At 72.7% G+C, this 24047-nt stretch carries 22 protein-coding genes; 12 read left to right on the top strand and 10 right to left on the bottom strand.

What is annotated here, in order from left to right; all coding sequences use genetic code 11:
• Window position 1: 1 nt before the first annotated feature.
• On the top strand, window positions 2-406 hold the full coding sequence (locus AMK29_RS25375; protein ID WP_073817309.1) for an ATP-binding protein: 405 nt from the start codon (window positions 2-4) through the stop codon (window positions 404-406).
• A gap of 36 nt (window positions 407-442) precedes the next feature.
• Here the strand turns inward: AMK29_RS25375 and AMK29_RS25370 are convergent, their stop codons facing one another.
• Both AMK29_RS25370 and AMK29_RS25365 read right to left on the bottom strand, forming a co-directional pair.
• Window positions 443-1567, bottom strand: a complete 1125-nt coding sequence (locus AMK29_RS25370) for a DUF2637 domain-containing protein (protein WP_073817307.1) — start codon at window positions 1565-1567, stop codon at window positions 443-445.
• A gap of 203 nt (window positions 1568-1770) precedes the next feature.
• Window positions 1771-2637 (bottom strand): (2Fe-2S)-binding protein, encoded by an 867-nt coding sequence (locus AMK29_RS25365; RefSeq protein WP_073817851.1) that lies wholly within the window; start codon window positions 2635-2637, stop codon window positions 1771-1773.
• A 193-nt stretch (window positions 2638-2830) separates the two neighbouring features.
• On the opposite strand from AMK29_RS25365, the gene AMK29_RS25360 reads away from it, so the two are divergent.
• Window positions 2831-3679, top strand: coding sequence for a GntR family transcriptional regulator (locus AMK29_RS25360; protein ID WP_073817304.1), 849 nt, complete (start codon window positions 2831-2833; stop codon window positions 3677-3679).
• Between the two features lie 212 nt (window positions 3680-3891).
• Complete coding sequence (locus AMK29_RS25355; protein WP_073817302.1) at window positions 3892-5559, top strand: WD40 repeat domain-containing protein; 1668 nt, start codon at window positions 3892-3894, stop codon at window positions 5557-5559.
• Window positions 5560-5604: 45 nt separating this feature from the next.
• Here the strand turns inward: AMK29_RS25355 and AMK29_RS25350 are convergent, their stop codons facing one another.
• A complete protein-coding gene (locus AMK29_RS25350; RefSeq protein ID WP_073817299.1) occupies window positions 5605-6393 on the bottom strand; it encodes a hypothetical protein in 789 nt (262 codons plus the stop codon).
• A gap of 291 nt (window positions 6394-6684) precedes the next feature.
• Entirely contained in the window at window positions 6685-8382 is a 1698-nt protein-coding gene (locus AMK29_RS25345; RefSeq protein ID WP_073817297.1) for a PucR family transcriptional regulator, read from the bottom strand.
• A 305-nt stretch (window positions 8383-8687) separates the two neighbouring features.
• Between AMK29_RS25345 and AMK29_RS25340 the strand changes: the two genes are divergently transcribed.
• From AMK29_RS25340 to AMK29_RS25320, 5 genes are all read left to right on the top strand, one after another.
• On the top strand, window positions 8688-9578 hold the full coding sequence (locus AMK29_RS25340) for an FAD binding domain-containing protein (RefSeq protein WP_073817294.1): 891 nt from the start codon (window positions 8688-8690) through the stop codon (window positions 9576-9578).
• A gap of 2 nt (window positions 9579-9580) precedes the next feature.
• Window positions 9581-10177 carry a (2Fe-2S)-binding protein gene (locus tag AMK29_RS25335; protein WP_073817291.1) on the top strand — a complete coding sequence of 199 codons (597 nt, stop codon included), beginning with the start codon at window positions 9581-9583 and terminating at the stop codon, window positions 10175-10177.
• 2 nt (window positions 10178-10179) lie between these two features.
• Window positions 10180-12579: a xanthine dehydrogenase family protein molybdopterin-binding subunit gene (locus AMK29_RS25330; protein WP_073817289.1), complete on the top strand. Its 2400-nt coding sequence runs from the start codon at window positions 10180-10182 to the stop codon at window positions 12577-12579.
• 270 nt (window positions 12580-12849) lie between these two features.
• Complete coding sequence (locus AMK29_RS25325; protein ID WP_073817286.1) at window positions 12850-14325, top strand: NCS2 family permease; 1476 nt, start codon at window positions 12850-12852, stop codon at window positions 14323-14325.
• 45 nt (window positions 14326-14370) lie between these two features.
• Complete coding sequence (locus tag AMK29_RS25320; protein WP_073817284.1) at window positions 14371-15507, top strand: XdhC family protein; 1137 nt, start codon at window positions 14371-14373, stop codon at window positions 15505-15507.
• A gap of 79 nt (window positions 15508-15586) precedes the next feature.
• Here the strand turns inward: AMK29_RS25320 and AMK29_RS25315 are convergent, their stop codons facing one another.
• From AMK29_RS25315 to AMK29_RS25300, 4 genes are all read right to left on the bottom strand, one after another.
• Window positions 15587-16894 (bottom strand): ROK family transcriptional regulator, encoded by a 1308-nt coding sequence (locus AMK29_RS25315; protein ID WP_107422692.1) that lies wholly within the window; start codon window positions 16892-16894, stop codon window positions 15587-15589.
• A gap of 111 nt (window positions 16895-17005) precedes the next feature.
• Window positions 17006-17272 carry a hypothetical protein gene (locus tag AMK29_RS25310; protein ID WP_073817281.1) on the bottom strand — a complete coding sequence of 89 codons (267 nt, stop codon included), beginning with the start codon at window positions 17270-17272 and terminating at the stop codon, window positions 17006-17008.
• Window positions 17269-17904 carry a TNT domain-containing protein gene (locus tag AMK29_RS25305; protein ID WP_073817847.1) on the bottom strand — a complete coding sequence of 212 codons (636 nt, stop codon included), beginning with the start codon at window positions 17902-17904 and terminating at the stop codon, window positions 17269-17271. Before AMK29_RS25305 ends, AMK29_RS25310 begins: the two co-directional genes overlap by 4 nt.
• A 160-nt stretch (window positions 17905-18064) precedes the next feature.
• Window positions 18065-18670 carry a TetR/AcrR family transcriptional regulator gene (locus tag AMK29_RS25300; RefSeq protein WP_073817279.1) on the bottom strand — a complete coding sequence of 202 codons (606 nt, stop codon included), beginning with the start codon at window positions 18668-18670 and terminating at the stop codon, window positions 18065-18067.
• A 115-nt stretch (window positions 18671-18785) separates the two neighbouring features.
• Between AMK29_RS25300 and AMK29_RS25295 the strand changes: the two genes are divergently transcribed.
• The 4 genes from AMK29_RS25295 (at window position 18786) to AMK29_RS25280 (ending at window position 22137) form a co-directional block, all read left to right on the top strand.
• Window positions 18786-19940 (top strand): acyl-CoA dehydrogenase family protein, encoded by a 1155-nt coding sequence (locus tag AMK29_RS25295; protein WP_073817277.1) that lies wholly within the window; start codon window positions 18786-18788, stop codon window positions 19938-19940.
• Between the two features lie 103 nt (window positions 19941-20043).
• Entirely contained in the window at window positions 20044-20805 is a 762-nt protein-coding gene (locus tag AMK29_RS25290; protein ID WP_073817274.1) for an SDR family NAD(P)-dependent oxidoreductase, read from the top strand.
• Between the two features lie 138 nt (window positions 20806-20943).
• A complete protein-coding gene (locus AMK29_RS25285) occupies window positions 20944-21615 on the top strand; it encodes a TetR family transcriptional regulator (protein ID WP_198942336.1) in 672 nt (223 codons plus the stop codon).
• A 132-nt stretch (window positions 21616-21747) separates the two neighbouring features.
• Window positions 21748-22137 carry a zinc ribbon domain-containing protein gene (locus tag AMK29_RS25280; protein WP_073817269.1) on the top strand — a complete coding sequence of 130 codons (390 nt, stop codon included), beginning with the start codon at window positions 21748-21750 and terminating at the stop codon, window positions 22135-22137.
• A gap of 80 nt (window positions 22138-22217) precedes the next feature.
• Here AMK29_RS25280 and AMK29_RS25275 read toward each other — a convergent pair whose 3' ends face one another.
• Together AMK29_RS25275 and AMK29_RS25270 are read right to left on the bottom strand one after the other, a co-directional pair.
• The gene (locus tag AMK29_RS25275; protein ID WP_073817266.1) at window positions 22218-23174 is read right to left on the bottom strand and encodes an electron transfer flavoprotein subunit alpha/FixB family protein; all 957 of its coding nucleotides are present in this window, start codon (window positions 23172-23174) and stop codon (window positions 22218-22220) included.
• Window positions 23175-23211: 37 nt separating this feature from the next.
• On the bottom strand, window positions 23212-23997 hold the full coding sequence (locus AMK29_RS25270; protein ID WP_073817265.1) for an electron transfer flavoprotein subunit beta/FixA family protein: 786 nt from the start codon (window positions 23995-23997) through the stop codon (window positions 23212-23214).
• Window positions 23998-24047: the final 50 nt, after the last annotated feature.

Genomic DNA, 24047 nt, shown 5'->3' with positions numbered 1-24047 from the left:
TATGGCCGGGGAGGCACGACAGCCGACTCAGTTGCTCAGAAAGGTGGGATGCGCGGATCTCACCGCGGTGCCGGAGGTGCGCCACGCCTTGCGCGAACTGCTGCGGAGGTGGGGCGGACCGGGCGCCGCCGACGTGGCGGAGCTGCTCACCAGCGAACTGGTGACGAACGCCCTGATCCACACCGAGCACGGGGCCGTCGTCACCGCGACGGTCGTGCCCGAGCAGTTACGGGTCGAGGTCCGCGACTTCGTCCCCGGGATCGCCCCGCCGCTCGTACCGCCCGCCGACGACGGTACGCACGGCAGGGGGCTCGTCCTCGTCGAGGCCCTGGCCGACTCCTGGGGGGTGGAGGACCAGGAGGTGGGCAAGGTGGTGTGGTTCGAACTGAACGGCGGGGCCGCCTGAGAGGCGGCCCCGCCGTCGTGCGGTGGACGGTGGTGCTCAGCCGAACTGCTGCTCCATCTCCTTGAGCTTGCGCTCCAGGGAGTCGAGACGGGGCAGCGTCTGGGTGTCGTCCTCCGCCGTGAGGTCCACCGTCCGGGAGTCGCTCGTGTGGAGGTCACGACCCCTGACGGCTTGGAGGGAGGGCCGGGGCCGAAGAGGCAGTTGTCCCGGGTCCGCTATGGCGGGTTCCGCGACGGCGGCCTGCACGGACGCCGAGGCGGAACCGGAACCCGGGCCGGTGCCGGATCCCGGACCCGGGCCCGCTCCGGCCCCGGGTGTGGCGCCGAGCGCGGCCATCTCGACCTGCCGCCCGCCGCCCCTGCCGAGCCCGAAGGCCCGGTGCTGGCGGTTGATCGCCTTGAGCCGCGCCCGGTCGAGCTTGACCTGGTCGCGCCTGCGGATGCGGTTCTGCTCCTTCTCCCGTCGGTCCTCACGTACCTCGTCGACGGCCTCGTCCAGAGTCCGTACGCCCTCCAGCAGCATCAGCGACCAGGCGGCGAAGGTCTCCCGGGGCGCCCTCAGCCACCGGACGATCCGGATCTGCGGCAGCGGGCGGGGCACCAGGCCCTGCTCGCGCAGCGCGGCCCTGCGGGTCTGCTTGAGGGCCCGGTCGAAGAGGACCGCCGCCGAGAGGGACATGCCCGCGAAGAACTGCGGGGCACCGTCGTGGCCCAGGCCGCGCGGGGCGTGCACCCAGTTGAACCAGGCGGCCGCGCCCGCGAACAGCCAGACGAGCAGACGCGAGCCGAGGGCCGCGTCGCCGTGGCTGGCCTCGCGGACCGCGAGCACCGAGCAGAACATGGCGGCGCCGTCGAGGCCGAAGGGCACCAGGTACTCCCAGCCTCCGGTGAGGCTGAGGTTCTGCCGGCCGAAGCCGACGAGGCCGTGGAAGGAGAGCGCCGCGGCGACCGCGGCACAGCAGAAGAGGAGGACGTAGGAAGCGGTGCCGTACACGGCTTCCTTGCGTCTGCGGCGCTCCTCGCTGCGTTCCCAGGAGTCCTCGGCCGCGGCCTGGTCACCGGCGCGCTTCCCGCGCGCGAGCACCGCCACCGCCGTCAGGACTCCGGCCACCATCACGCCGCCCGGAAGCAGCCAGTCCAGCGATATGTCGGTCAGTCTCATGCGGTGTCCCTTGCATCGCAGTAGGGCGTTTGGCCGCCATACTGGCCGACCCCGCGGGGCGCTCAAGGGGTTTCGGAGCAAGAGCACGCCATCGGGGCGATGGGACATACGAATAGGGGCGATCTGGTCGAACACCCTTACCGATAAGGAATTTTGAGTTCGATTCACGCCACCCGTCCGGGTGGTGTGATCACCCGGGAGCCTCAGGCGGTCGCGGCCAGTCGGCGGACCCGCTCGGCATCGCAGGTACGCGGGCAGGTGATGCAGGTGTCGTCGGGCCGCAGCGTGTAGAAGAAGCAGCACGTGGCCCGGTCGCGGGTGGCGCGCGGCTCCCCGTCCGGCCCCTCGGAACCCGGCAGCTCGCGGAAGCCCGCCGCGCCCGCGTACGGCTTGTACGGCTTGGCCGTGCCCGGCATGAGGAGGTCGAGCTCCTCCATCGCCCGCCGCTCCTCGCCGAGCAGCGTCCCGACGTACCAGAGGCCCTCGACGATCTCGTCCGTCGCCATCCCCCACAGCGCCCGGCGGCCGCGCCTCATCCGGGAGCCGAAGCCGTCGAGGATCGCCTCGAAGTGCTCGGCGAGCGAGGCGCGCACCTCGGCCCGCAGCGCGTCCTCGTCGGCGACGACCCGGGCGCCCGGCAGCGCGGCGGCCGGGTCGCCGGGCAGGCAGGCGAACTCCTCCACCCGTACGGCGAGCCGGCCGAGCGCGCGCTGGAACGAGACGTTCCGGGCGGGGAGGCGGGGGACCCTGCGCTCCAGGAACCAGGGGACGGTGACGAGCAGGCAGGCGGGCCAGGCGTACCGGTGCAGTCCGAAGCTGGCGACGACGTCGGGGCGGGCCTGGGTGCCGTAGTCGCGCAGCACCTGCGCGTTGTCCCAGGCGAGGAAGGCGTCGAGATCGGGGCCGCCGGCCGCGAGTTCCTCCGCGCCGACCCAGCCGGCACCGCGCGGCAGCCGCTCACCCGGGGCGGGTTCCTCTATCCGCAGATGGGGGAAGACCTCGGCGAGGCGCGCGTAGGCGGCCGCGACGGGCGAGGCCGGAGGGGCGGGCAACAGGGCGGGGACGGTCATGCGGACCACCGAATCGCGAGCGTTGGCAGGTTAGCCTTACCTTACCCGATTCGGTGTCACCTCTCACCACCGGTCCACGCCCCTCACCAGCGAGGCAGCCCTCACACCCCTGATGCCGGTCCGTTCGCCTATGGTGCACAGAGGACCCCGGCGATGCGAGCCGGGCCCGGCACGAGGCCGCAGGAGGACCCGGGTGGAGCAGGGCGCAGCGCGCGAGCGGGCGACGGAGAGACCGTCCCCGCCTCGCGTCGACCCCGGCCGCGCGGGCGCGGAATGTACGGAAGGCGGACGTGCCGGCGACCCCGGCCGCGCCGACGCCTCCCGTGTCCCGGAGCAGGCCCGCGGCGGGCGGCAGGGGGTGTACGCCCGGGGGGAGCACACCCACGGTGAACCGGAAGCCGTCGGCCTCCCCGCCCCCCGTGTCGTGCGGCACTCCGTCCGCGGCCAGATCCTCGACGCCCTCCGCGCCGCCCTCGTCGACGGCGAGCTCGTCCCCGGCGAGGTGTACTCCGCCCCCGCCCTCGGTGAGCGCTTCGGCGTCTCGGCCACCCCCGTCCGTGAGGCCATGCAGCGCCTCGCCGTCGAAGGCGCCGTCGAGGTCGTGCCCAACCGCGGCTTCCGCGTCACCGAACGCACCCCCCGGGAGCTCGCCGAACTCGCCGAGGTCCGGGCGCTCATCGAGGTCCCCGTCATGCTGCGGCTCGCCCGCACGGTCCCGGCCGCCCGCTGGGCCGGACTCCGCCCGCTCGCCGAGGCCACGTCGGCCGCCGCCGCCCGGGGCGACCGCGCCCACTACGCGGAGGCGGACCGGGCCTTCCACCGCGCCGTCCTCTCCCTCGCGGGGAACGAGCAGCTGCTCGCCGTCGCCGACGACCTCCACCGCCGCTCCCAGTGGCCCCTGCTCAGCGCCCCCGCCCTGCGCCACGGTGTACTCGTCGCCGACGCCGCCGAGCACACGGCCCTGCTGGACGCCCTGATCGCCCAGGACCTGACCGTCGTCGAGGCGCTGGTACGGGAGCACTTCACGGGCTCGGACGGCTAGAGGGCGTCCTGTCCACCGGGCCGGGCTCGCGACGCCCGGTGCCGCACCTCGACGCCGGTCCCTGATCCGGCCTGATCGACAAGAGACTCCCTGGAGCCTCCGCATCGGGCCGCTCCCTGATCCGGCCTGATCGACAAGGTCCCTCCCAGGGCCCCGGACCACTAAGGTCGTTGACGTCAGCCGCCCGCACCGCGTCGCCCGTGAGGTGTCCCATGCCGTCCGCGACCCCGTCCCCGGCATGGGACGGACGCCGACCCGCCACCGGCACGGAAGCCGGGGCCACGGCCCTGCTCGGCTGGCTCACCGATCCGGACGCGCCCCGGCTCTGCCTCGTCACCGGCGCCCCCGGCAGCGGCAAGACGGCCCTGCTCGGCTGGCTCGCCACGTACGCGCGCGCCGGCCGGCCGCGCCGCCGCGCGGCCCGGGTGCTCGTGCCGCTCGCGGGCCAGAGCGCCCTCGGCGCGACCTGGACGATCGCCGACCGCCTCGGCGTGGTGGCCAGGGCGCCCGGTGACCTCGTGCACGCCCTCGCCACCAGCGAGGCCCGGCCCGCCGGCCGTACCGTCCTCCTCCTCACCGACCTGCACGACGCGGCCGAACCCGCCGCGCTCACCGAGCTGATCGCCGAACTCGCCGGTGTCGGCCGGATCCGTCTCGTCGTCGAGGCCCGCAGCGGCACCCACGCCCCCGACGCCCTGCGCACCGACCGCAGGGTGACCGTCGTGGACCTCGACGGCGACGCCGACCCCGCCGACGGCCCCGCCCACGAGCGGGGCCGGCCGCAGCCGGACCTCTCCGACCCGGTGGCCGTCTGCACGGCGGACCCGCTGCTCGTCACCACGGCGTACGTCACCGGTTCCGCCGCCGCCGGACTCCCGGGCACCCTCGACGGCCCCGAGCCCCCCTCCCGCCCCGGCGAGAACGCCGCCGAGGACCACGGCGGGCTGCGGGCCGCCTGGATGCGGGCCGGACAGTCGCTCTGCCGTGAACAGACGCCTGCCGACCGGGCTTCGGTCCTGCTCGCCGCCCTCGGCGACGGCGCCGACCCCCGACTGCGCCCCGCCCTGGCCGAGTTGGCGGCCGCCTCTCCCTGGCGGCTCCGCTGGGCCCGTCACCGCGGCGATCTGACCCCGCCCTGGCCGGGTCCGGTCACCGTCCTCGGCGCGGCCGGCGGGCCCTTGGAGGGCACGCTGCTCGTCGGTGACCGCACCGGCACCGTGCGCCTGCTCCACGAGGCCGACGCGAGCCCCGCCGGGCGCCTCGCCCACACCGTGCCCGGCCGGATCACCGCGCTCGCGCCCGCCCCCGACGGCACGGTGCTCCTCCTGGACGACCGGGGCCGGCTCCACACCGTCCGGGGGGCGGCGCCCCGCGCCCCGTACCTGGATCGCCTCACCGAGGCGGTCTCCACGACCCTGGCCCGCCATCCCGGGACGGCCCTCGCGGCCATCGCGGGCTCGGTGGTGGTGGGGGACCGGCTCGGCTCCGTGCACGCCTTCGGCCTGACGGGCCTGCACCAGGCGGCCTCGCACAGCGGCCGGGTCACGGCGGTCTCGGCGGTCGACTCCGAGACCCCGTTCGTCTGTTCCGGCGGCACCGACGGGACGGTCCGGATGTGGACCCCGGGCCGCGATCCGCGCCCCGAACCCCTCACCGAACGCGCCTCGCCGGTGGTCTCCCTGCACGCGACCCAGACCCCGCACGGTCCGCTGGTCGCCGTGGCCTGGGCCGACGGACTCGTCGCCCTCCATCGCCCCGAGGGAGGCCGGACGCTGTCGTTCCGTCCGGGCCCCCCGGTCCGGGCGGTCGCCGTCACCGGCTCCGGCTCCCTGCTCATCGGCACCGACGAGAGTCTGGTGTGCCTCGCGCCGAGGAGCTGACCCCGCCGGTGAGGCTCCGTCAGCAGGGCCTCCGACGGCGGGACTTCAGGCTGCCGTCTGTGGTGTCAGCTGGCTCGCCAGCCAGGTCGGCACCCCGCCGAGGAGCCGGAAGAGACGGCGGGCCTCCGCGCGCAGCCGGCCCGCCTCCGGCTCCGTCTCCGTGGTGGCGAGTGCGGTGAGCGCCGGAGCCGTACCGACCAGGTAGCCCAGCTCCTCCCGGATGCGGAGCGACTCGGCGAAGCCGTGCCGGGCCTCCGCCAACTCCCCCTCACGAAGGGCGAGTCCGGCGAGATGCCGCCAGGTGGACGACAGCAGCAGCGAGTCCCCCTGGGCCGCGGCCCCGGCGTGCGCCCTGCGATACGCGGCACGTGCCGCCTGCGGCGAGTCGCCGAGGTTCTGGGCGATCAGCCCGCGCCGCAGGTCGAGCAGGGGCCGGCCCTCGGCGGAGGGGGAGATGAGGGCGGCCGCGCGGCCGAGGGCCATCCGCGCCTCGTCGGCCCGGTCGCGTACGCCGAGAAGCGTGGACGCGTAGGCGAGATAGCCGCGTTCGCAGGCCGCGGCCCCGCGCTCCTCGTCGGTACGGGCCACCGCCTCGGCCGCCCGGAGCGCCTCCTCCGCGTCGGCCCAGCCCTGTTCGGTGTAGAGACAGCGCTCGATCAGCAGCGCGGCCCGTTCGAGTGCGGCGGCCGGTTCCGCCGCGTGCGGGGCGAGCAGCGCCGCCGCGTCCGTCCAGCATCCCCGGGAGCGGAGCCGCCATATGGCGGTCTCGACGGGGGTCTCCTTGCCGTAGGCGAGGGACGGATCTTCGCCGCCCCTTGATTCGGAACCAGACATGGCGGTATCCGCCACATTGCCCTCCCCGAGCGCGCCATTGAGCTGTTGAGTGAGACCCGCATCTCAGCACGAAGGGGAGTACCTGGCCAAGGGGTCAGGTGAAAGATTTCACAAGAGGGCGGTGGATCGGGGTACCGCCGCCGGCGCCGCGGCCGACAGCTCGTCAGATCGCCGCGAGGCCCGTGATCAGGCCCCGGGGCGGCCCGGCGGCCACCCCGGCGTCCGGGCCGCACCGGCCCGGACGCCACTCCACCGGACTCGCCCGAAGGGATGAATCCGGTGCGGGGAGTCTCAGCTCATCCGCAGGGCGAGGAAGAAGTCGAGCTTGTCCTCGAGCCGCGACAGGTCGCGTCCGGTGAGCTGCTCGATCCGGCCGACCCGGTAGCGCAGCGTGTTCACGTGCAGGTGCAGCCGGGTCGCGCAGCGCGTCCACGAGCCGTCGCAGTCGAGGAACGCCTCCAGGGTCGGGATCAGCTCCGCGCGGTGACGCCGGTCGTAGTCGCGCAGCGGGTCGAGCAGCCGGGCCGTGAACGCGCGCCGGACGTCGTCCGGGACGAACGGCAGCAGCAGCACGTGCGAGGCCAGCTCGTGGTGTCCGGCCGCGCAGACCCGGCCCGGGCGGGCGGCGGCGACCCGGCGGGCGTGCCGTGCCTCCTCCAGGGCCCCGCGCAGGCCCTCCGCCGAGTGCACGGCCGCGCTGACTCCGAGGGTGAGCCGCCCGTCGTCGGCGAGGCCGGCCGAGAGCGGCGCCCGTACGGCGGCGAGCAGCGCGTCCGCGTGCAGGCCGAGGGTCTGTGCCGGGCCGTCGTCCTCGCTGTCCGGCAGCGGGCCCGCCGCCAGCGGTACGAGGGCGATGGCCTCGTCGCCGCTGTGCGCCACGGCGATCCGGTCGGCCGACTCGGCACCCACGGTCGCCGGGTCGACGAGGATCTCCTCGAGCAGCGCCTGGGCGACCGGGCCGCCGTCCACGGCGGTGCCCTGCCCGGCCTCCTGCTCCCATTCGACCCGGGCGACGACCACCTGCCAGTGCGGGGCCGTGCCCAGGCCGGGCAGCAGCACCGGGGCGGCGACCCGCAGCCTGGCCGCGATCTCGGCGGGCGCCGCGCCCGTCTGCACCAGCTCCAGGACCTCCTGGGCGAGCCGGCGCCGTACCGTACGGGCCGCGTCGCGCCGGTCCCGCTCGACGGCGATGAGCTGGGTGACGCCCTGGAGCAGGTCGAGCCGGGCGGCGGGCCAGTCCCCGGCGTCCGCCTCGACGGCGAGCAGCCAGTCCGACAGGACCGTCTCGCGCACGTCTCTGGCGGCCGGGACGGCACCCCGGCCGGTGTTGCGGATCGGGAAGAGGGAGTACGCCGTCCCGCCGGTGCTCAGCCGGTGCGGGCCGCGCCGTCCCGTCCGGGTGGCGGCCAGGTGCTCACCGGCCAGGGTGGCGGCGAGACCCGGCGGGAGGGGCTCGCCCGCACCCGCGATCTGGCGGCCGGTGGGGGAGAGGACCCAGGCCCGCAGGTCCAGGTCGGAGCCGAGCAGGTCGAGGACCACCTCCGGGCCGCCGCCCGCCGGGCCCGAGGTCATCAGCCGCCGGTGCCGGTCGACCACGGCGGCGAGGTCACCGGCCCGCTCGCCCGAGACCTGTCGAACAACGTGTTCGGTGATCGTCGCGAACGCAACGGACTCGTTCACCGCGAAAAGCGGCAGACGATGGCGCGAACACGCCTGTACGAGATCGTCGGGGATGTCGCCGAGCTCCGCCTCACCGGCGGCGAGGGCCGCGACCCCGGCCGAGGCCAGGATGCGGGCGAACGGCTCGGCGTCGGCCGGCTCCCGCAGCCAGGCGAGGCCGGTGAGCACCAGCTCGCCGCCCGAAAGGTACCGGCTGGGGTCCTTGAGGTCGGTCGTCATCACGCCGCGGACGGTGCGGTCCAGCTCGTCCTCGCCGCCGAGCAGGCGCAGCCCGAGCGCGTCGTTCTCCAGCAGTGCGCGCAGCCGCATCGTGTCGCCGCCGTTCCTTGATGAGTGGGGTGATAGGTGTCGCGTTGTCGACGGTGCAGTGGTGCCACCGTTTCCAGGGGAAAACAGCGAGGTTGCTGTTTCCCGCCTTTCGTTCGAATCTACAAGACGACAACGGGAGCCAGCCAACTCCTTCATGTTTTCGGTGACTGCACCCGGGCGATCGTGGGCTTGTGTACTAGGCCACACACCGCGTGAACAGCACATGAACATGAAGTCGAGGGCCGGCCGTCCCCCCGGAACCCTGCGCGACCCCCGATCACCAGAATCACTAGAAGAGAGCCACCATGGACTTCCTTCGCCCCGCCAGCTGGGAGGAGGCGCTCGCCGCCAAGGCCGAGCACCCCACGGCCGTGCCCATCGCCGGTGGTACCGACGTCATGGTCGAGATCAACTTCGACCACCGGCGCCCCGAGTACCTCCTGGACCTCAACCGCATCGAGCTTCTGCGCGAGTACGAGGTCGGCGAGGAGAACGTACGGCTCGGCGCCTCCGTCCCGTACACCCGGATCATGGAGAACCTGCGGGCCGAGCTGCCCGGTCTGGCGCTCGCCTCGCACACGGTCGCCTCCCCGCAGATCCGCAACCGCGGTGGCGTCGGGGGCAACCTCGGCACCGCCTCGCCCGCCGGCGACGCCCACCCGGCGCTGCTCGCCGCGGGCGCCGAGGTCGAGGTCGAGTCGGTGCGCGGCAGCCGGTTCATCCCGATCGACGCGTTCTACACGGGCGTGAAGCGCAACGCGCTCGAGCCCGACGAACTCATCAAGACCGTCCACATCAAGAAGGCGGACGGCCCCCAGCAGTACTCCAAGGTCGGCACCCGCAACGCGATGGTCATCGCCGTCTGCGCCTTCGGCCTGGCCCTGCACCCGGAGACCCGGACCGTGCGCACCGGCATCGGTTCCGCCGCGCCGACCCCGATCCGCGCCAAGGAGGCCGAGGCCTTCCTGAACGCGGCTCTGGAGGAGGGCGGCTTCTGGGACAGCGGCAAGATCATCACTCCGTCGATCGCGAAGCAGTTCGCCGACCTCTGCTCCGGCGCCGCCAACCCGATCGACGATGTCCGAGGCACCGCCAAGTACCGCCGCCACGCCGTCGGGATCATGGCCCGCCGCCAGCTCGGCTGGACCTGGGAGCAGTACCGCGGCACCGGCCGCTCGCTTGAGGGAGCTGCATAACCATGCGCGTCAATTTCACGGTCAACGGACGTCCGCAGGAAGCCGACGACGTCTGGGAGGGCGAGTCCCTCCTCTACGTTCTGCGTGAGCGTCTGGGTCTGCCCGGCTCCAAGAACGCCTGCGAGCAGGGCGAGTGCGGTTCCTGCACGGTCCGCCTCGACGGAGTACCGGTCTGTTCCTGTCTGGTCGCCGCGGGTCAGGTCGAGGGCCGCGAGGTCGTCACGGTCGAGGGCCTGGCGGAGTACGCCAAGCAGCGCGACGAGCACGGCGGTTGCGCCTCCGGCGCCTGCGGCACCTCGCTCGACGCCGCCAAGAAGTGGGAGGCCAAGCCCGGTCAGGACTCCCAGACCGGTGAGGGCGTCGAACTGAGCCCGATCCAGCAGGCGTTCATCGACGCCGGCGCCGTCCAGTGCGGCTTCTGCACCCCCGGTCTGCTCGTCGCGGCCGACGAGATGCTGGAGAGCAACCCGTCCCCGACGGACGCGGACATCCGCGAGGCCCTGTCCGGCAACCTCTGCCGCTGCACGGGTTACGAGAAGATCCTCGACGCGGTCCGCCTCGCGGCCGCGCGCCAGGAGCGTCAGGGAGAGGCGGTCTGACGATGGCTCAGAACACACGCACCGTTCCGGCGGGTACGCCCACCGACGTCACCCAGAAGCACGTCAAGGGCGGCGTCGGCGAGTCCACCCTCCGCCCGGACGGCACGCTCAAGGTCACCGGCGAGTTCGCCTACTCCTCGGACATGTGGCACGAGGACATGCTGTGGGGCCAGATCCTGCGGTCCACCGTCGCGCACGCCGAGATCGTTTCCATCGACACCTCCGAGGCCCTCACCATGGACGGCGTGTACGCCGTCCTGACCCACGAGGACCTGCCCGCCGCGAAGAACTACGGCATGGAGTTCCAGGACACCCCGGTCCTCGCCTACGGCAAGGTCCGCCACCACGGTGAGCCGGTCGCCCTCGTGGCCGCCGACCACCCGGAGACCGCCCGCCGCGCCGCCGCCAAGATCAAGGTCGAGTACCGGGAGCTCCCGCTCATCACGGACGAGGCCTCGGCCACCGCTCCGGACGCGATCCTGGTCCACGAGGGCCGCGACGACCACCACTCCGGTCACGTCCCGCACCCGAACATCGTGCACCGCCAGCCGATCATCCGCGGCAACGCCGACGAGGCCGCCAAGCGGGCCGACGTCATCGTCCGCGGCGAGTACACCTTCGGCATGCAGGACCAGGCCTTCCTCGGCCCCGAGTCCGGCCTCGCCGTGCCGGCCGAGGACGGCGGCGTCGACCTGTACGTGGCGACCCAGTGGCTGCACTCGGACCTCAAGCAGATCGCCCCCTGCCTCGGCCTGCCCGAGGAGAAGATCCGCATGACGATGGCCGGCGTCGGCGGTGCCTTCGGCGGGCGCGAGGACATCTCGATGCAGATCCTCGCCTCCCTGCTCGCGCTGCGCACGGGCAAGCCGGTCAAAATGGTCTACAACCGGTACGAGTCCTTCTTCGGGCACGTCCACCGGCACCCGGCGAAGCTCTGGTACGAGCACGGCGCCACCAAGGACGGCAAGCTCACCCACCTGAAGTGCAAGATCGTGCTCGACGGCGGCGCCTACGCGTCGTCCACGGCCTCGGTCGTCGGCAACGCCGCCTCCCTCTCCGTCGGCCCCTACGTCGTCGACGACGTCGAGATCGAGGCGGTCGGCCTCTACACCAACAACCCGCCCTGCGGCGCCATGCGCGGCTTCGGCGCGGTCCAGGCGTGCTTCGCGTACGAGGCGCAGATGGACAAGGTGGCGGCCAAGCTGGGCATGGACCCGGTCGAGTTCCGGCAGATCAACGCCATGGAGCAGGGCACCATCATGCCGACCGGGCAGCTGGTCGACTCGCCCGCCCCGGTCGCCGAGCTCCTCCGCCTGGTCAAGGCCCGCCCGATGCCGCCGGAGCGCCAGTGGGAGACCGCCGGCGAGGGCGCGGACGTCCGCGCGCTGCCGGGCGGCCTGTCCAACACCTCGCACGGCGAGGGTGTGGTGCGGGGCGTCGGCTACGCCGTCGGCATCAAGAACGTCGGCTTCTCCGAGGGCTTCGACGACTACTCGACCGCCAGGATCCGCATGGAGGTCATCAACGGCGAGCCCGTCGCCACGGTCCACACCGCCGCGGCGGAGGTCGGCCAGGGCGGCGTGACCATCCACGCGCAGATCGCCCGTACCGAGCTCGGCGTCCAGCAGGTCACCATCCAGCCCGCCGACACCCAGGTGGGTTCGGCCGGCTCGACCTCCGCGGGCCGCCAGACGTACATGACCGGCGGCGCCATCAAGAACTCCTGCGAGCTCGTCCGCGAGAAGGTCCTGGAGATCGGCCGGCGCAAGTTCGGCTCGTACCACCCGGCGTGGGCCACCGCCGAACTCCTCCTGGAGGGCGGCAAGGTCGTCACCGACGGCGGCGAGGCCCTCGCCACCATCGCCGACGTCCTGGAGGACCAGGCCGTGGAGGTCGAGGAGGAGTGGCGGCACCGCCCCACCCAGGCCTTCGACCTCGTCACCGGCCAGGGCAACGGCCACGTCCAGTACGCCTTCGCCGCGCACCGCGCGGTGGTGGAGGTCGACACCGAGCTCGGCCTCGTCAAGGTCATCGAGCTGGCGTGCGCCCAGGATGTCGGCAAGGCGGTCAACCCCCTCTCCGTCGTCGGCCAGATCCAGGGTGGCACCACCCAGGGCCTGGGCGTCGCGGTGATGGAGGAGATCATCGTCGACCCGAAGACCGCGAAGGTGCGCAACCCCTCCTTCACGGACTACCTGATCCCCACCATCCTCGACACGCCGACCATCCCGGTCGACTACCTCGAGCTGGCGGACCCGAACGCCCCGTACGGAGTGCGCGGCATCGGTGAGGCCCCGACCCTGTCGTCCACCCCGGCCGTCCTCGCGGCGATCCGGGCCGCGACGGGCCTGGAGCTCAACAAGACGCCGGTCCGCCCCGAGGCGCTCACCGGCACCCTGTAGGACTCTCCGGGCGGTACGTGCCTCCCCGGGAACGTCACACTTCCCCCCGCCCGTGCCGCCCGGAGTAACCCCGGCACCGCCGGAAACACGCGCTGTACCAGCAACACCCGCAGTCACCGCAGTCCCCGCAGTACCGATTCACTCCGTTCGTCTCGGGCCGTCCCCCGGGTCGTGCAGCCCACGCAGCATCCCAAATCCCGCAGCTTCACCAGATCAGAAGCCCTTCGAAGTCTGATGCGGGTGCCCCTTTGAACCTTGGGAGTAGGCCCCATGACCCAGTCGTCTGTGGAGCCCAAGACCGCATCGGAGGACGCGGGCTCCGGCTCCAACGTCCCCGCCGGCCGCTCTTGGCTCGACCGGTACTTTCACATCTCGGAGAGAGGATCCACCGTCGCGACGGAGATCCGCGGCGGCGTCACCACCTTCATGGCGATGGCGTACATTCTCCTGCTCAACCCCCTGATCCTCGGCGGCAAGGACGTCGCGGGCAACGTACTCAGCCAGCCCGCGCTCATCACCGCGACCGCGCTCGCCGCCGCTGTGACCACTCTCCTGATGGGCTTCTGGGGCAAGGTCCCGCTCGCCCTCGCGGCCGGTCTCAGTGTCTCCGGAGTCCTGTCCTCGCAGGTCATCGCCGTCATGACCTGGCCGCAGGCGATGGCCATGTGTGTGGCCTACGGTGTCATCATCTGTCTCCTGGTGGTCACCGGCCTCCGCGAGATGATCATGAACGCGATCCCGCTGGCGATCAAGCACGCGATCACCATAGGCATCGGCCTCTTCATCGCGATCATCGGCTTCGTCAAGGCCGGCTTCGTCCACGAGAACCCCGCCCCGGGCGGCGGTCCCGTGTCCCTCGGCCCGGCCGGTGAACTCATGGGCTGGCCCGTCCTCATCTTCGCCGTCACCCTGCTGCTGATCTTCGCGCTGCAGGCCCGCAACGTCCCCGGCGCCATCCTCATCGGCATCGTCGCGGGCACCGTCGTCGCCATGATCGTCAACGCCGTGGCCGACATCCCGGCCAAGGGCGCGGGCGCCTGGTTCTCCGGCGCGCCGGAGCTCAACGGCAGCGCCGTCTCCGCACCGGACTTCTCGCTCATCGGCGAGGTCTCCTTCAGCGGCTGGGGCGACGTCGGCTACATCACGATCACCATGATCGTCTTCACCCTGGTCCTCGCCGGGTTCTTCGACGCGATGGCCACCATCATCGGCGTCGGCTCCGAGGCCAACCTCGCCGACGACAAGGGCCGCATGCCGGGCCTGTCGAAGGCCCTGTTCATCGACGGCGCCGGCGGTGTCATCGGTGGTGTCGGCGGCGGCTCCGGACAGACCGTCTTCGTCGAGTCGGCCACCGGCGTCGGCGAGGGTGCCCGCACGGGCCTCTCCTCCGTCGTCACCGGCGCCTTCTTCGCCCTCTGCCTCTTCTTCACCCCGCTCACCGCGATCGTTCCGGCCGAGGTCGCATCCGCCGCCCTGGTCGTCATCGGCGCGATGATGATGCAGAACGCCAAGCACGTCGACTGGAGCGACCGCTCCGTGGCGATCCCGGTGTTCCTCACCGTGGTCCTGATGCCCTTCACGTACACCATCACCACGGGTGTCGCGGCCGGTGTCATCTCCTACGCCGTCATCAAGGTGGCGCAGGGCAAGGCCCGCGAGGTGGGTGCCTTCATGTGGGGCCTCACCGCGATCTTCATCGTGTACTTCGCGATCCACCCGATCGAGAGCTGGCTCGGCGTCGGCTGACGCCGCCCCCGCCGCCCTCCCCACACCTTCCAGAGGAGAACCGAGATGCTGGACATCGCCGAAGAGCTCAACCGGTGGGTCGAGCAGGGACGCGACTTCGCCGTGGCCACCGTGGTGGCCGTCGGCGGCAGCGCGCCCCGGCAGCCGGGTGCCGCACTCGCCGTCGACAGCGAGGGCACGGCGATCGGCTCGGTCTCCGGAGGGTGTGTGGAGGGCGCGGTCTACGACCTGTGCGTGCAGGCCCTCGACGACGGCAGGACCGTCGTCGAGCGCTTCGGCTACAGCGACGAGGACGCCTTCGCGGTCGGTCTGACCTGCGGCGGTGTCATCGACATCCTCGTCACCCCGGTCCGCGGCGGGGTCTTCCCCGCCGCGTTCGCGGCCGCCGCCACCGGCGAGGCGGCCGCCCTGACCCGGATCGTCTCCGGCCCCGAGGACCTCATGGGCCGGGCTCTCCTGGTCCGTCCCGACGGCTCGTACGAGGGGAAGCTCGGCGGCCACCCCGAGCTGGACCGCACCGCGGCGGCCGAGGCCCGGGCGATGCTCGACGCGGGCCGTACCGGCACGGTCGAGATCGGCGAGGACGGCAGCCGCTGCGGACAGCCGCTGACCCTCCTCGTCGAGTCCTCCGTCCCCGCCCCCCGCATGATCGTCTTCGGCGCCATCGACTTCGCCGCCGCCCTCGTCCGGGTCGGCAAGTTCCTCGGCTACCACGTCACCGTCTGCGACGCCCGGCCCGTCTTCGCGACGCCGGCCCGCTTTCCCGAGGCCGACGAGATCGTCGTCGAATGGCCCCACCGCTACCTGGAGTCCACGGAGACCGACGGCCGGACCGTCCTCTGCGTCCTCACCCACGACGCCAAGTTCGACGTCCCCCTCCTCCAGGCCGCCCTCACGCTTCCCGTCGCCTACATCGGCGCGATGGGCTCCCGCCGCACCCACGAGGACCGCAACAAGCGCCTGCGCGAGGTCGGCGTCACCGATCTCGAACTCGCCCGTCTGCGGTCCCCGATCGGCCTCGACCTCGGCGCACGTACCCCGGAGGAGACGGCCCTCTCCATCGGCGCCGAGATCGTCGCCAACCGCCGCGGCGGCAGCGGCGTCTCCCTCACCGGCGCCCACACCCCGATCCACCACGACGGGCCCCGCGAACCCGCGGGGCGGATAGGTTCCGTCGCCTAGAACACCGGTCGGGCCCGCCCGGCTCGCGACGCGGAACCGTCCCGATCGGCGGCACAGTCCCCGGCCGTGTGCTCGCGGCTCAGTGCGCCGTCCTCTCCCTGACGGTCGAGGCCCAGGCCGGCTGCTCCCCGGCGGTCTCCGGGTCGGCCCGTCGGCCGCCCCGGGCGAAGAAGTCGGCGAGCGGCAGGATCGCCGCGCCGACCGTGACCGCGTCGGGGCCGAGCGTGCCGAGGCCGATGCTGACCCGCGCCGCCGGGTACGTCAGGGCGTACTCCTTCGCGTGCTCCGTCACCGTCTCCAGGAAGCGGGTGCCGAGCTGGAGGCCGGCCCAGCCGCCGACGAGGATGCGTTCGGGCTGGAAGAGGTTGATCAGGTCGGCGAAGCCGGCGCCGAGGTACTCGGCCGTCTCCTCCAGTACGGTCAGCGCGGTCAGGTCGGAGTCCTCCGGGTCGGCCGGGTAGGCGGCCGCCAGCATCGCGGTCAGGGCCGTCTCCTCGTCCGCGCCCGACGGCAGCAGCCCGCCCGCCTCCCGCCACCGTTCGAGCAGCGCCTCCGCGCCCGCGTACGCCTCCAGGCAGCCCTGGGCACCGCAGCGGCAGCGCCGGCCCCGCACCCGTACCGTCAGATGACCCCACTCGATCGCCCGCCCCGGCCCCAGCGGATCGGCCACCACACAGGCACCCACACCCGAGCCGAACAGGACCACCACCGCACTGCGCGCACCCCGCCCTGCACCGAACCACATCTCCGCCTGGCCCAGTGTCTTGGCACCGTTGTCGATCCAGTACGGCACCGCCTCGGGAAGATCCACCGCCGCCCGCAACAGCCGCTCGAACGGCACCGCGTCCCAGCCGATCGTCTGACCGTGCACCACCGCACCGTCCTCCGCGTCACGCGCCACGATCCCCGGCACACCCACACCGACACCGAGCAGACGCTCCGCCGGCACGTCGGCGATGCGCATGACCTCGGCGATGCCCTCGCGGACGTGGTCGACGACCACCCCGACCTCGTACCGCTCGTGCGGGTGAGGGCTGGCGACCTCCAAGGGCCGGTCCGCGCGCGCGAGTTCGGTGAGCATGAGGTCGAACAGCTCGATCCTGACGCGGGTCTCGCCGACGTCGACGCCGATCATGAAGCCGCTGCCCGGGGTGACGCGCAGCAGGGTGCGGGGGCGACCGCCGGCCGAGTCGACGCTGCCCGCCTCCTCGACCAGGCCCTCGGCCACGAGCTCCGCGACCACGTTGCTGACCGAACCCGAGCTGAGGCCGGTCGCGGGGCCGAGCGAGAAGCGGCTCATCGGCCCGTCGAAGTAGAGGCGCTGGAGGACGGCGGTACGGTTCTCGCGCCGCAGGTCACGCACCGTGCGGCCGTTCCGCATGGTCACTGGGAGCCCCCTGGTGGAATAGTCCTGAACGCCAACATACCGTTGTCAGGCTCCCGGCGCGCTCTTCTCTTGGGGTTTAAGTCACCTCTTGAAATAAGAGCCCGTGGATCTTCAGGGTCTGAACGCGGTCCCGCCCTGGTCCCCCAGCAGGCTCCGGAGGTGGGCGCAGGCCTCCGCCTCCGTGGCGTGCGTGGCGACCGGTTCGTACGCGCCCCGCTCGTACACCCCGGTCTCCCAGCCGCCCCCGGCCGGATCCGTCCGCAGATAGACGAAGTCGGGCGGGGTCGGCGCCGGCTCGTGGACGTCCTCGATCCAGTAGTACGCCTCGGGCACCCCGGCCTCCCGGAGTGCCCGGTCCAGCGCCCGGCGGTCGGTCACGCGGCGACGCGTACCAGGTAGCCGTGGTCGAGCAGCCACTTGACGTTGAGCCGCTGCCCCTCGCCCGGGTCGAGGAACGCCGGGTCCAGCTTGATCTGCCGGCCGCCTCCCGGCTGCTCGAACCAGGGCGCGATGGAGCCCTCCCAGACCACGAACGACCGCGCCACCTCGTACAGGTGGTAGTCGCAGGGGAAGGCGGCGTCCCGGGTGTTGAGGTTCTGCGGGGGCAGCGCCCGCTCGGCGTAGGCGTCACCGGCCGGCGCCAGGTACGCGCCGTACTCGGAGCCGAAGCGGTCCAGGCGCTCGCCCTCCGTCAGGAGCTCGGGCGCCTTGTCGACGGTGCCGTTGACCTCGCCGAAGCCGTCGTTGGGCGGGTACTTCCAGCCGCCGGTGTCGGCGGGACCCTCCCAGTACTTCTTGAGGAAGTCGGCGGGGGACAGCTGCCCGGTCCGGTGGTACCGGTTGAGCAGCGGCCCCACCGGCTCCTGCCACTTCTTCGGCAGGTGCTTCGGTCCGAGCCGCCTGTCGCCCTGGAACTCCCCGGTGCAGGGAGCCGGGGGAGCGGCGGCGGGCCTCTCCGCGGGGGCCGCCTGCGCCGGCGGCGCGGCGGCGAGGGCGACGGTGACGCCCATGGCGGCGAGTACGGCTCGGATCCTCGGGACGGTACGGCTGCGCTCCACGTGGAGGTCTCCCTGGGTGCGGTGGTCGGTGACGCCGCACACGGTAATGGATCGGATGCGCAGAGTGATCGAACGAGGGCGAGAACCGGCCATGCCCGTCCGTCGGGGTGTCTCAGGCCTTGCGGAGGCCGCTGAGGAGCAGCTCGGCCAGCTCCTCGTACGCCTCCGCGTCGGCCAGGCCCGTCGCGGCGGCGACCTGGCGGCGCTGGATGCGGACCATCACCGAGGAGATGACGTCGGCCGCGAAGGTCACGTGGACCTGGCGGAAGACCCCGGCGCGGACGCCCTCCTCGATGAGCTGCTGGACCCGGTCGGCAGCCGCGCGGGTGTTGCGCTCGTAGACCTCCGCCGCCGGCTCGAACGCGGCCACGTCGTCGAAGAACTGCGGCGAGACCGGCGCCAGCTCCGCCGAGACCGCCCGCAGATAGGCCGCGAGCCGCTCCGCCGGGTCGGCCTCGGCGGCGAGGACCGCCTCCACCCGGGCGGTGGCGCGGCGGAAGAAGTGCACGACCGCCGCACGCACCAGCTGCTCCTTGCTGTCGGCGAGGCCATACAGGGTCCGCTTGGAGCAGCGCAGGCGCCCGGCGAGGTCGTCGAGCGTCAGCCGGGCGAAGCCCTCGCCGACGAGGAGGGCGACGAGCTCCTCGAACAGGGCGGAGCGGCGCGCCGCACCGCGACCCGTGAGCTTCGGGGTGTCGGCGGCTGAGGTCTCGATCACCCGGCCAGTATTCCAGGCCGCTTTTGGCGGGGGTTACGGCGGCACCCTTCTGCGCTACGCTCGGCGGTACTGCAGTACCTTCCTCAGTACCACTTTGCGCGCCGCTGGAGTCGCCATGGATGTCGACCGCCTGCTTCCCACCCCCGAGGCAGCGGACCTCATCGCCCTCACCCGGGAGATCGCCGACAAGGAGCTCTCTCCGCGGGTGGACGAGCACGAGGCCACCGAGACCTATCCCGAAGGGCTCTTCGCCACCCTCGGCGAGGCCGGGCTCCTCGGCCTCCCGTACCCCGAGGAGTACGGCGGCGGAGGCCAGCCGTACGAGGTCTACCTCCAGGTCCTCGAGGAGCTCGCCGCGCGCTGGGCGGCCGTCGCCGTCGCCACCAGCGTCCACACCCTGGCCTGCCACCCGCTGCACACCTTCGGCACCGCCGAGCAGAAGGAACGCTGGCTGCCCGGGATGCTGGAGGGCCGGACCGTCGGCGGCTACAGCCTCTCCGAGCCGCAGGCCGGCTCCGACGCCGCCGCCCTCAGCTGCAAGGCCGAGCGCCAGGAGGACGGCAGCGGCTACCGCGTCACCGGCACCAAGGCCTGGATCACCCACGGCGGCAGGGCGGGCTTCTACGCGCTCTTCGCCCGGACCGCGCCCGGCAGCCACGGCATCTCCTGCTTCCTCGCCCCCGGTGCCACCGAGGGCCTCAGCTTCGGCGCCCCCGAGCGGAAGATGGGCCTCCAGGCCGTCCCCACCACCTCCGCCTACTGGGACGGCGCCCTCCTCGAAGCCGACCGGCTCGTCGGGAAGGAGGGGCAGGGCCTCCAGATCGCGTTCAGCGCCCTGGACAGCGGCCGTCTCGGCATCGCCGCCTGCGCCACGGGCCTCGCCCAGGCCGCCCTGGACGCCGCCGTCGCCTACGCGAACGAGCGCACCACCTTCGGCCGCCGGATCGTCGACCACCAGGGCCTCGGCTTCCTCCTCGCCGACATGGCCGCCGCCGTCGACGCGGCCCGCGCCACGTACCTGGACGCGGCCCGCCGCCGCGACCTCGGCCGTCCCTTCAGCCGCCAGGCCAGCGCGGCCAAGCTCATCGCCACCGACACGGCGATGAAGGTCACGACGGACGCCGTCCAGGTCCTCGGCGGCTACGGCTACACCCGCGACTTCCCGGTCGAGCGCTACATGCGCGAAGCCAAGATCACCCAGATCTTCGAGGGCACCAACCAGATCCAGCGCCTCGTCATCAGTCGGGGACTCGCCCGCACCGAGAAGTAGCCGCCCGGCTGCGGGGGTCGCACCCGTGTGACACCCGCGCCGCGCCCCACACTCGACGACACACGCACCACCACGACGACACACGACACGAACGAGGAGTTCCATGGACATCGCCGGCTCCGCCGCTCTCGTCACCGGCGCCGCCTCCGGCCTCGGGGCCGCCACCGCTGCGGCGCTCGCCGCACGGGGCGCCGCCGTCTACGGCGTCGACCTCGACAAGGCCGTGGCCGCCGCGGGACCGCTGCCCGAAGGCGTCCGGCTGCTCGCCGCAGACGTCACCGACGAGCAGCAGGTCCGCGAGGCCCTCGCCGCGATCGACACCGACGGCGCCGCACTGCGGCTCGCCGTGAACTGCGCCGGTATCGCCCCCTCCGCCCGCATCCTGGGCCGCAAGGGACCGCACGACCTCGAACTGTTCCGGACCGTGCTCGACGTCAACCTGCTCGGCACGTTCAACGTCATGCGCCTCGCCGCCGAGGCCATCGCCCGGCACGAGCCCGACGAGCACGGGCAGCGCGGTCTCGTCGTCAACACCGCCTCGATCGCCGCCTTCGAGGGCCAGGTCGGGCAGATCGCCTACGCCGCCTCCAAGGCCGGCGTCGCGGGCATGACCGTCACCGCGGCGCGGGACCTGGCGCAGTTCGGCATCCGGGTCGTCACCATCGCCCCGGGCATCGTCGACACCCCGATGATGGCCGGGTTCGGCGAGGACGTCAGGGCCGGCCTCGCCGCGACCGTCACCTTCCCGCAGCGCCTCGCCCGCCCCGAGGAGTACGCCCGCCTGGTGACCATGGTCGCCGAGCACGACTACCTCAACGGCGAGACGATCCGCATGGACGGCGCGCTCCGCATGGCGGCCCGCTGAACCGGGGGCGCTGAACCTCCGTACCCTCGGCAGAGCACTGGGTGCCGGATTCCTCCGGCATCTAGTGCCGCGCTCTGGTGTGTCGAATGTTAGGTTCGGCCCATGGGAACAGCGTCGACGAACTCCACGAAGCCAGCGATGCGGGACTCCCTCATCGCCGCCGCCTTCCAGCTCTTCCTGGAGCGGGGCTACGAGCAGACCACGGTCGACGACATCGTCACGCTCGCGGGCGTCGGGCGCAGGTCCTTCTTCCGGTACTTCCCGTCGAAGGAGGACGTGGTCTTCCCCGACCACGAGCAGTGCCTCGCCGACATGACCCGCTTCCTCGCGGCGAGCGCCGACACCGACGACCCGATGGTCCGGGTGTGCGGCGCCGCCCGTCTCGTCATGCGGATGTACGCCGAGAACCCCACCTTCTCCGTCCAGCGCTACCGGCTCACGCGGGAGGTGGCCGGGCTCCGCACCTACGAGCTCTCCGTCGTCTGGCGGTACGAGAAGACCCTCGGCGACTATCTGCGCACCCGCTGGGCCGACCGCAGGGACGGCACCCTGCGCGCCAACGTGGCAGCCGCGGCCGTGGTCGCCGCCCACAACCACGCGCTGCGACACTGGCTGCGCTCGGGAGGGGAGGGCGACCCGCTCGCCGAGGTCGACCGGGCCCTGGAGTTCGTCCGTGCCACCTGGAGCCCGGACGCGGTGGTGGCCGCGCCGGCGGAGGAGACCGAGGACGTCGTGGTGGTCATCACCAAGCGGTCCACCCCGATGTGGCGCGTGGTGCGCGAGGTGGAATCGAGCCTCGGCGAGGACTGACGCGAACCGGCCGCGGCCGCCGGGGTTCGCGGTATCTCTAATTCGGGGAACTCAGGTCTTTATTTGATGGCACTCAGTGCCATATCTTTGCTCCATGCACGGTCGAGCCGCCGAGTGCAAGGAGAAGGCATCGTGTTCCACACGGGAATGAGGAGCGGGACCGCCGTCCGGGCCGCAGAGGAGTCGGCCCCCGACGCCGAGCTCTACTTCCAGCGCTGCCGCTGGTGCCACACCACGACGTTCCAGCGACTGCTCTGCCCGACCTGCGGGTCGACGGAGCTCACGCCCCAACTCAGCGAGGGCGAAGGCGTGATCTCCGTACGGCGCGGGGTCGCCGCGGCCGATGCCGACCTCTGGCCGGTGTACATGACGGAGGGCTTCACGGTCCGCTGCCGCGTCGACGGTCCGCTGCACGCGGTGCGCCCCGGGGTCCGGGTCAAGCTCTCCTCCGGGGTCGGCGTCACCGGCCGCAGGCCGGTCGTCCGGCTCTGCGAGGAGGTCCCGCTCGACGGCTGGATCTGACACGGGAACGACAGAAAGGGGCGGGTGGGTGGCACAGAGTGCCACCCACCCGCCCCTTTCGTCGTGGGCGAGCGGGACGGTCAGCGGGCGCCGATCTCGTCCGTCAGCTGAGGCAGCACCTCGAAGAGGTCACCGACCACGCCGTAGTCGACCAGGTCGAAGATCGGGGCCTCCGCGTCCTTGTTGACCGCGACGATCGTCTTCGACGTCTGCATGCCGGCCCGGTGCTGGATGGCACCCGAGATGCCCGCCGCGACATACAGCTGCGGCGAGACCTGCTTGCCCGTCTGGCCCACCTGGTTGGCGTGCGGGTACCAGCCGGCGTCCACGGCGGCGCGGGAGGCGCCGACGGCCGCGCCGAGCGAGTCGGCCAGCTTCTCGACGACCGCGAAGCCCTCGGCCGCGCCGACACCGCGGCCGCCGGAGACCACGATCGCGGACTCGGTCAGCTCCGGGCGGCCGGTGGAGACGCGCGGGGTGCGCGAGACGACCTTCGCGGCGTTGCCGGAGAAGGCGACCGTGACGTCCTCGACCGTACCGGCGGCCGGAGCGGCCTCCGGGGCGGCGGAGTTCGGCTTGACGGTGATGACCGGCACGCCGTGCGAGACCCGCGACTTCACCTGGTACGAGGCGGCGAAGACGGACTGGGTGGCGACCGGGCCGTCCTCGCCGGCCTCCAGCTCCACGGCGTCGGTGATCAGGCCGGAGCCGAGGCGGAGCGCGACGCGGGCCGCGACCTCCTTGCCCTCGCCGGAGGAGGTCACCAGGACGGCGGCCGCCCCCTTCTCCTTGGCGAGCTGGGTGAGCGCGTCGACCTTCGGCACGACCAGCTGCTCGGTGAACTCGGCGCCGTCCGCGACGTACACCGTCGCCGCGCCGTACTCGCCGGCGGTGGCGGCGATCGAGGCCGCGGCCTGGCCGGCGCCGAGGACGACCGCCGAGGGCTCGCCGATGCGGCGGGCCAGGGTCAGCAGTTCGAGGGCCGGCTTGCGGACCGCACCGTCGGCGTGGTCCACGAGAACCAGGATCTCAGCCATGATTCGTTGCTCCTGAGTGGGTGTGGCTGACGGTCGGTCAGATGAACTTCTGGGACGCGAGGAAGGCGGCGAGCTGCTTGCCGCCGTCGCCCTCGTCCGTGACGATCGTGCCCTGCGTACGGGCCGGGCGCGCGGCCACCGCGTCGACCAGGGTCCAGGCCCCGGCGAGGCCCACCTCGTCGGCGTCGATGTCGAGGTCGTCCAGGTCCAGCTCCTGGACCGGCTTCTTCTTGGCGGCCATGATCCCCTTGAAGGAGGGGTAGCGGGCCTCGCCCGACTGGTCGGTGACCGAGACGACGGCCGGCAGCGGGGCCTCCAGGAGCTCGGTGGCGGCGTCGCCGTCACGACGGCCCTTCACCACGCCGTCCTCGACGGAGAGCTCCGAGAGCAGCGTCACCTGGGGGAGGGACAGCCGCTCGGCGAGCAGCGCGGGCAGCACGCCCATCGTGCCGTCGGTCGACGCCATGCCGCAGACGACCAGGTCGAAGCCGGTCTTCTCCAGGGCCTTGGCCAGGATCGCGGAGGTGGCGATCACGTCGGAGCCGTGGATGTCCTCGTCGTTGACGTGGACGGCCTTGTCGGCGCCCATCGACAAGGCCTTGCGCAGCGCGTCCTTGGCGTCGTCCGGGCCCACGGTCACCACGGTGACCTCGGCGTCGTCGGCGTCCTCGGAGATGCGGAGGGCCTGCTCGACCGCGTACTCGTCGAGCTCCGAGAGCAGACCGTCGACGGCCTCGCGGTCGGTCGTCAGGTCATCGGCGAAACCGCGGTCGCCGGTCGCGTCGGGGACGTACTTCACACAGACAGCGATCTTCAGGGTCACGGCCTGTCTCCTTTCAACGGGCAGGGAGTTACGGGAGGTTGCGGGCCATG

Source organism: Streptomyces sp. CB02261 (genome assembly GCF_001905665.1).
Lineage (GTDB): Bacteria > Actinomycetota > Actinomycetes > Streptomycetales > Streptomycetaceae > Streptomyces.
This window is presented reverse-complemented; position numbering and strand designations above follow the sequence as displayed.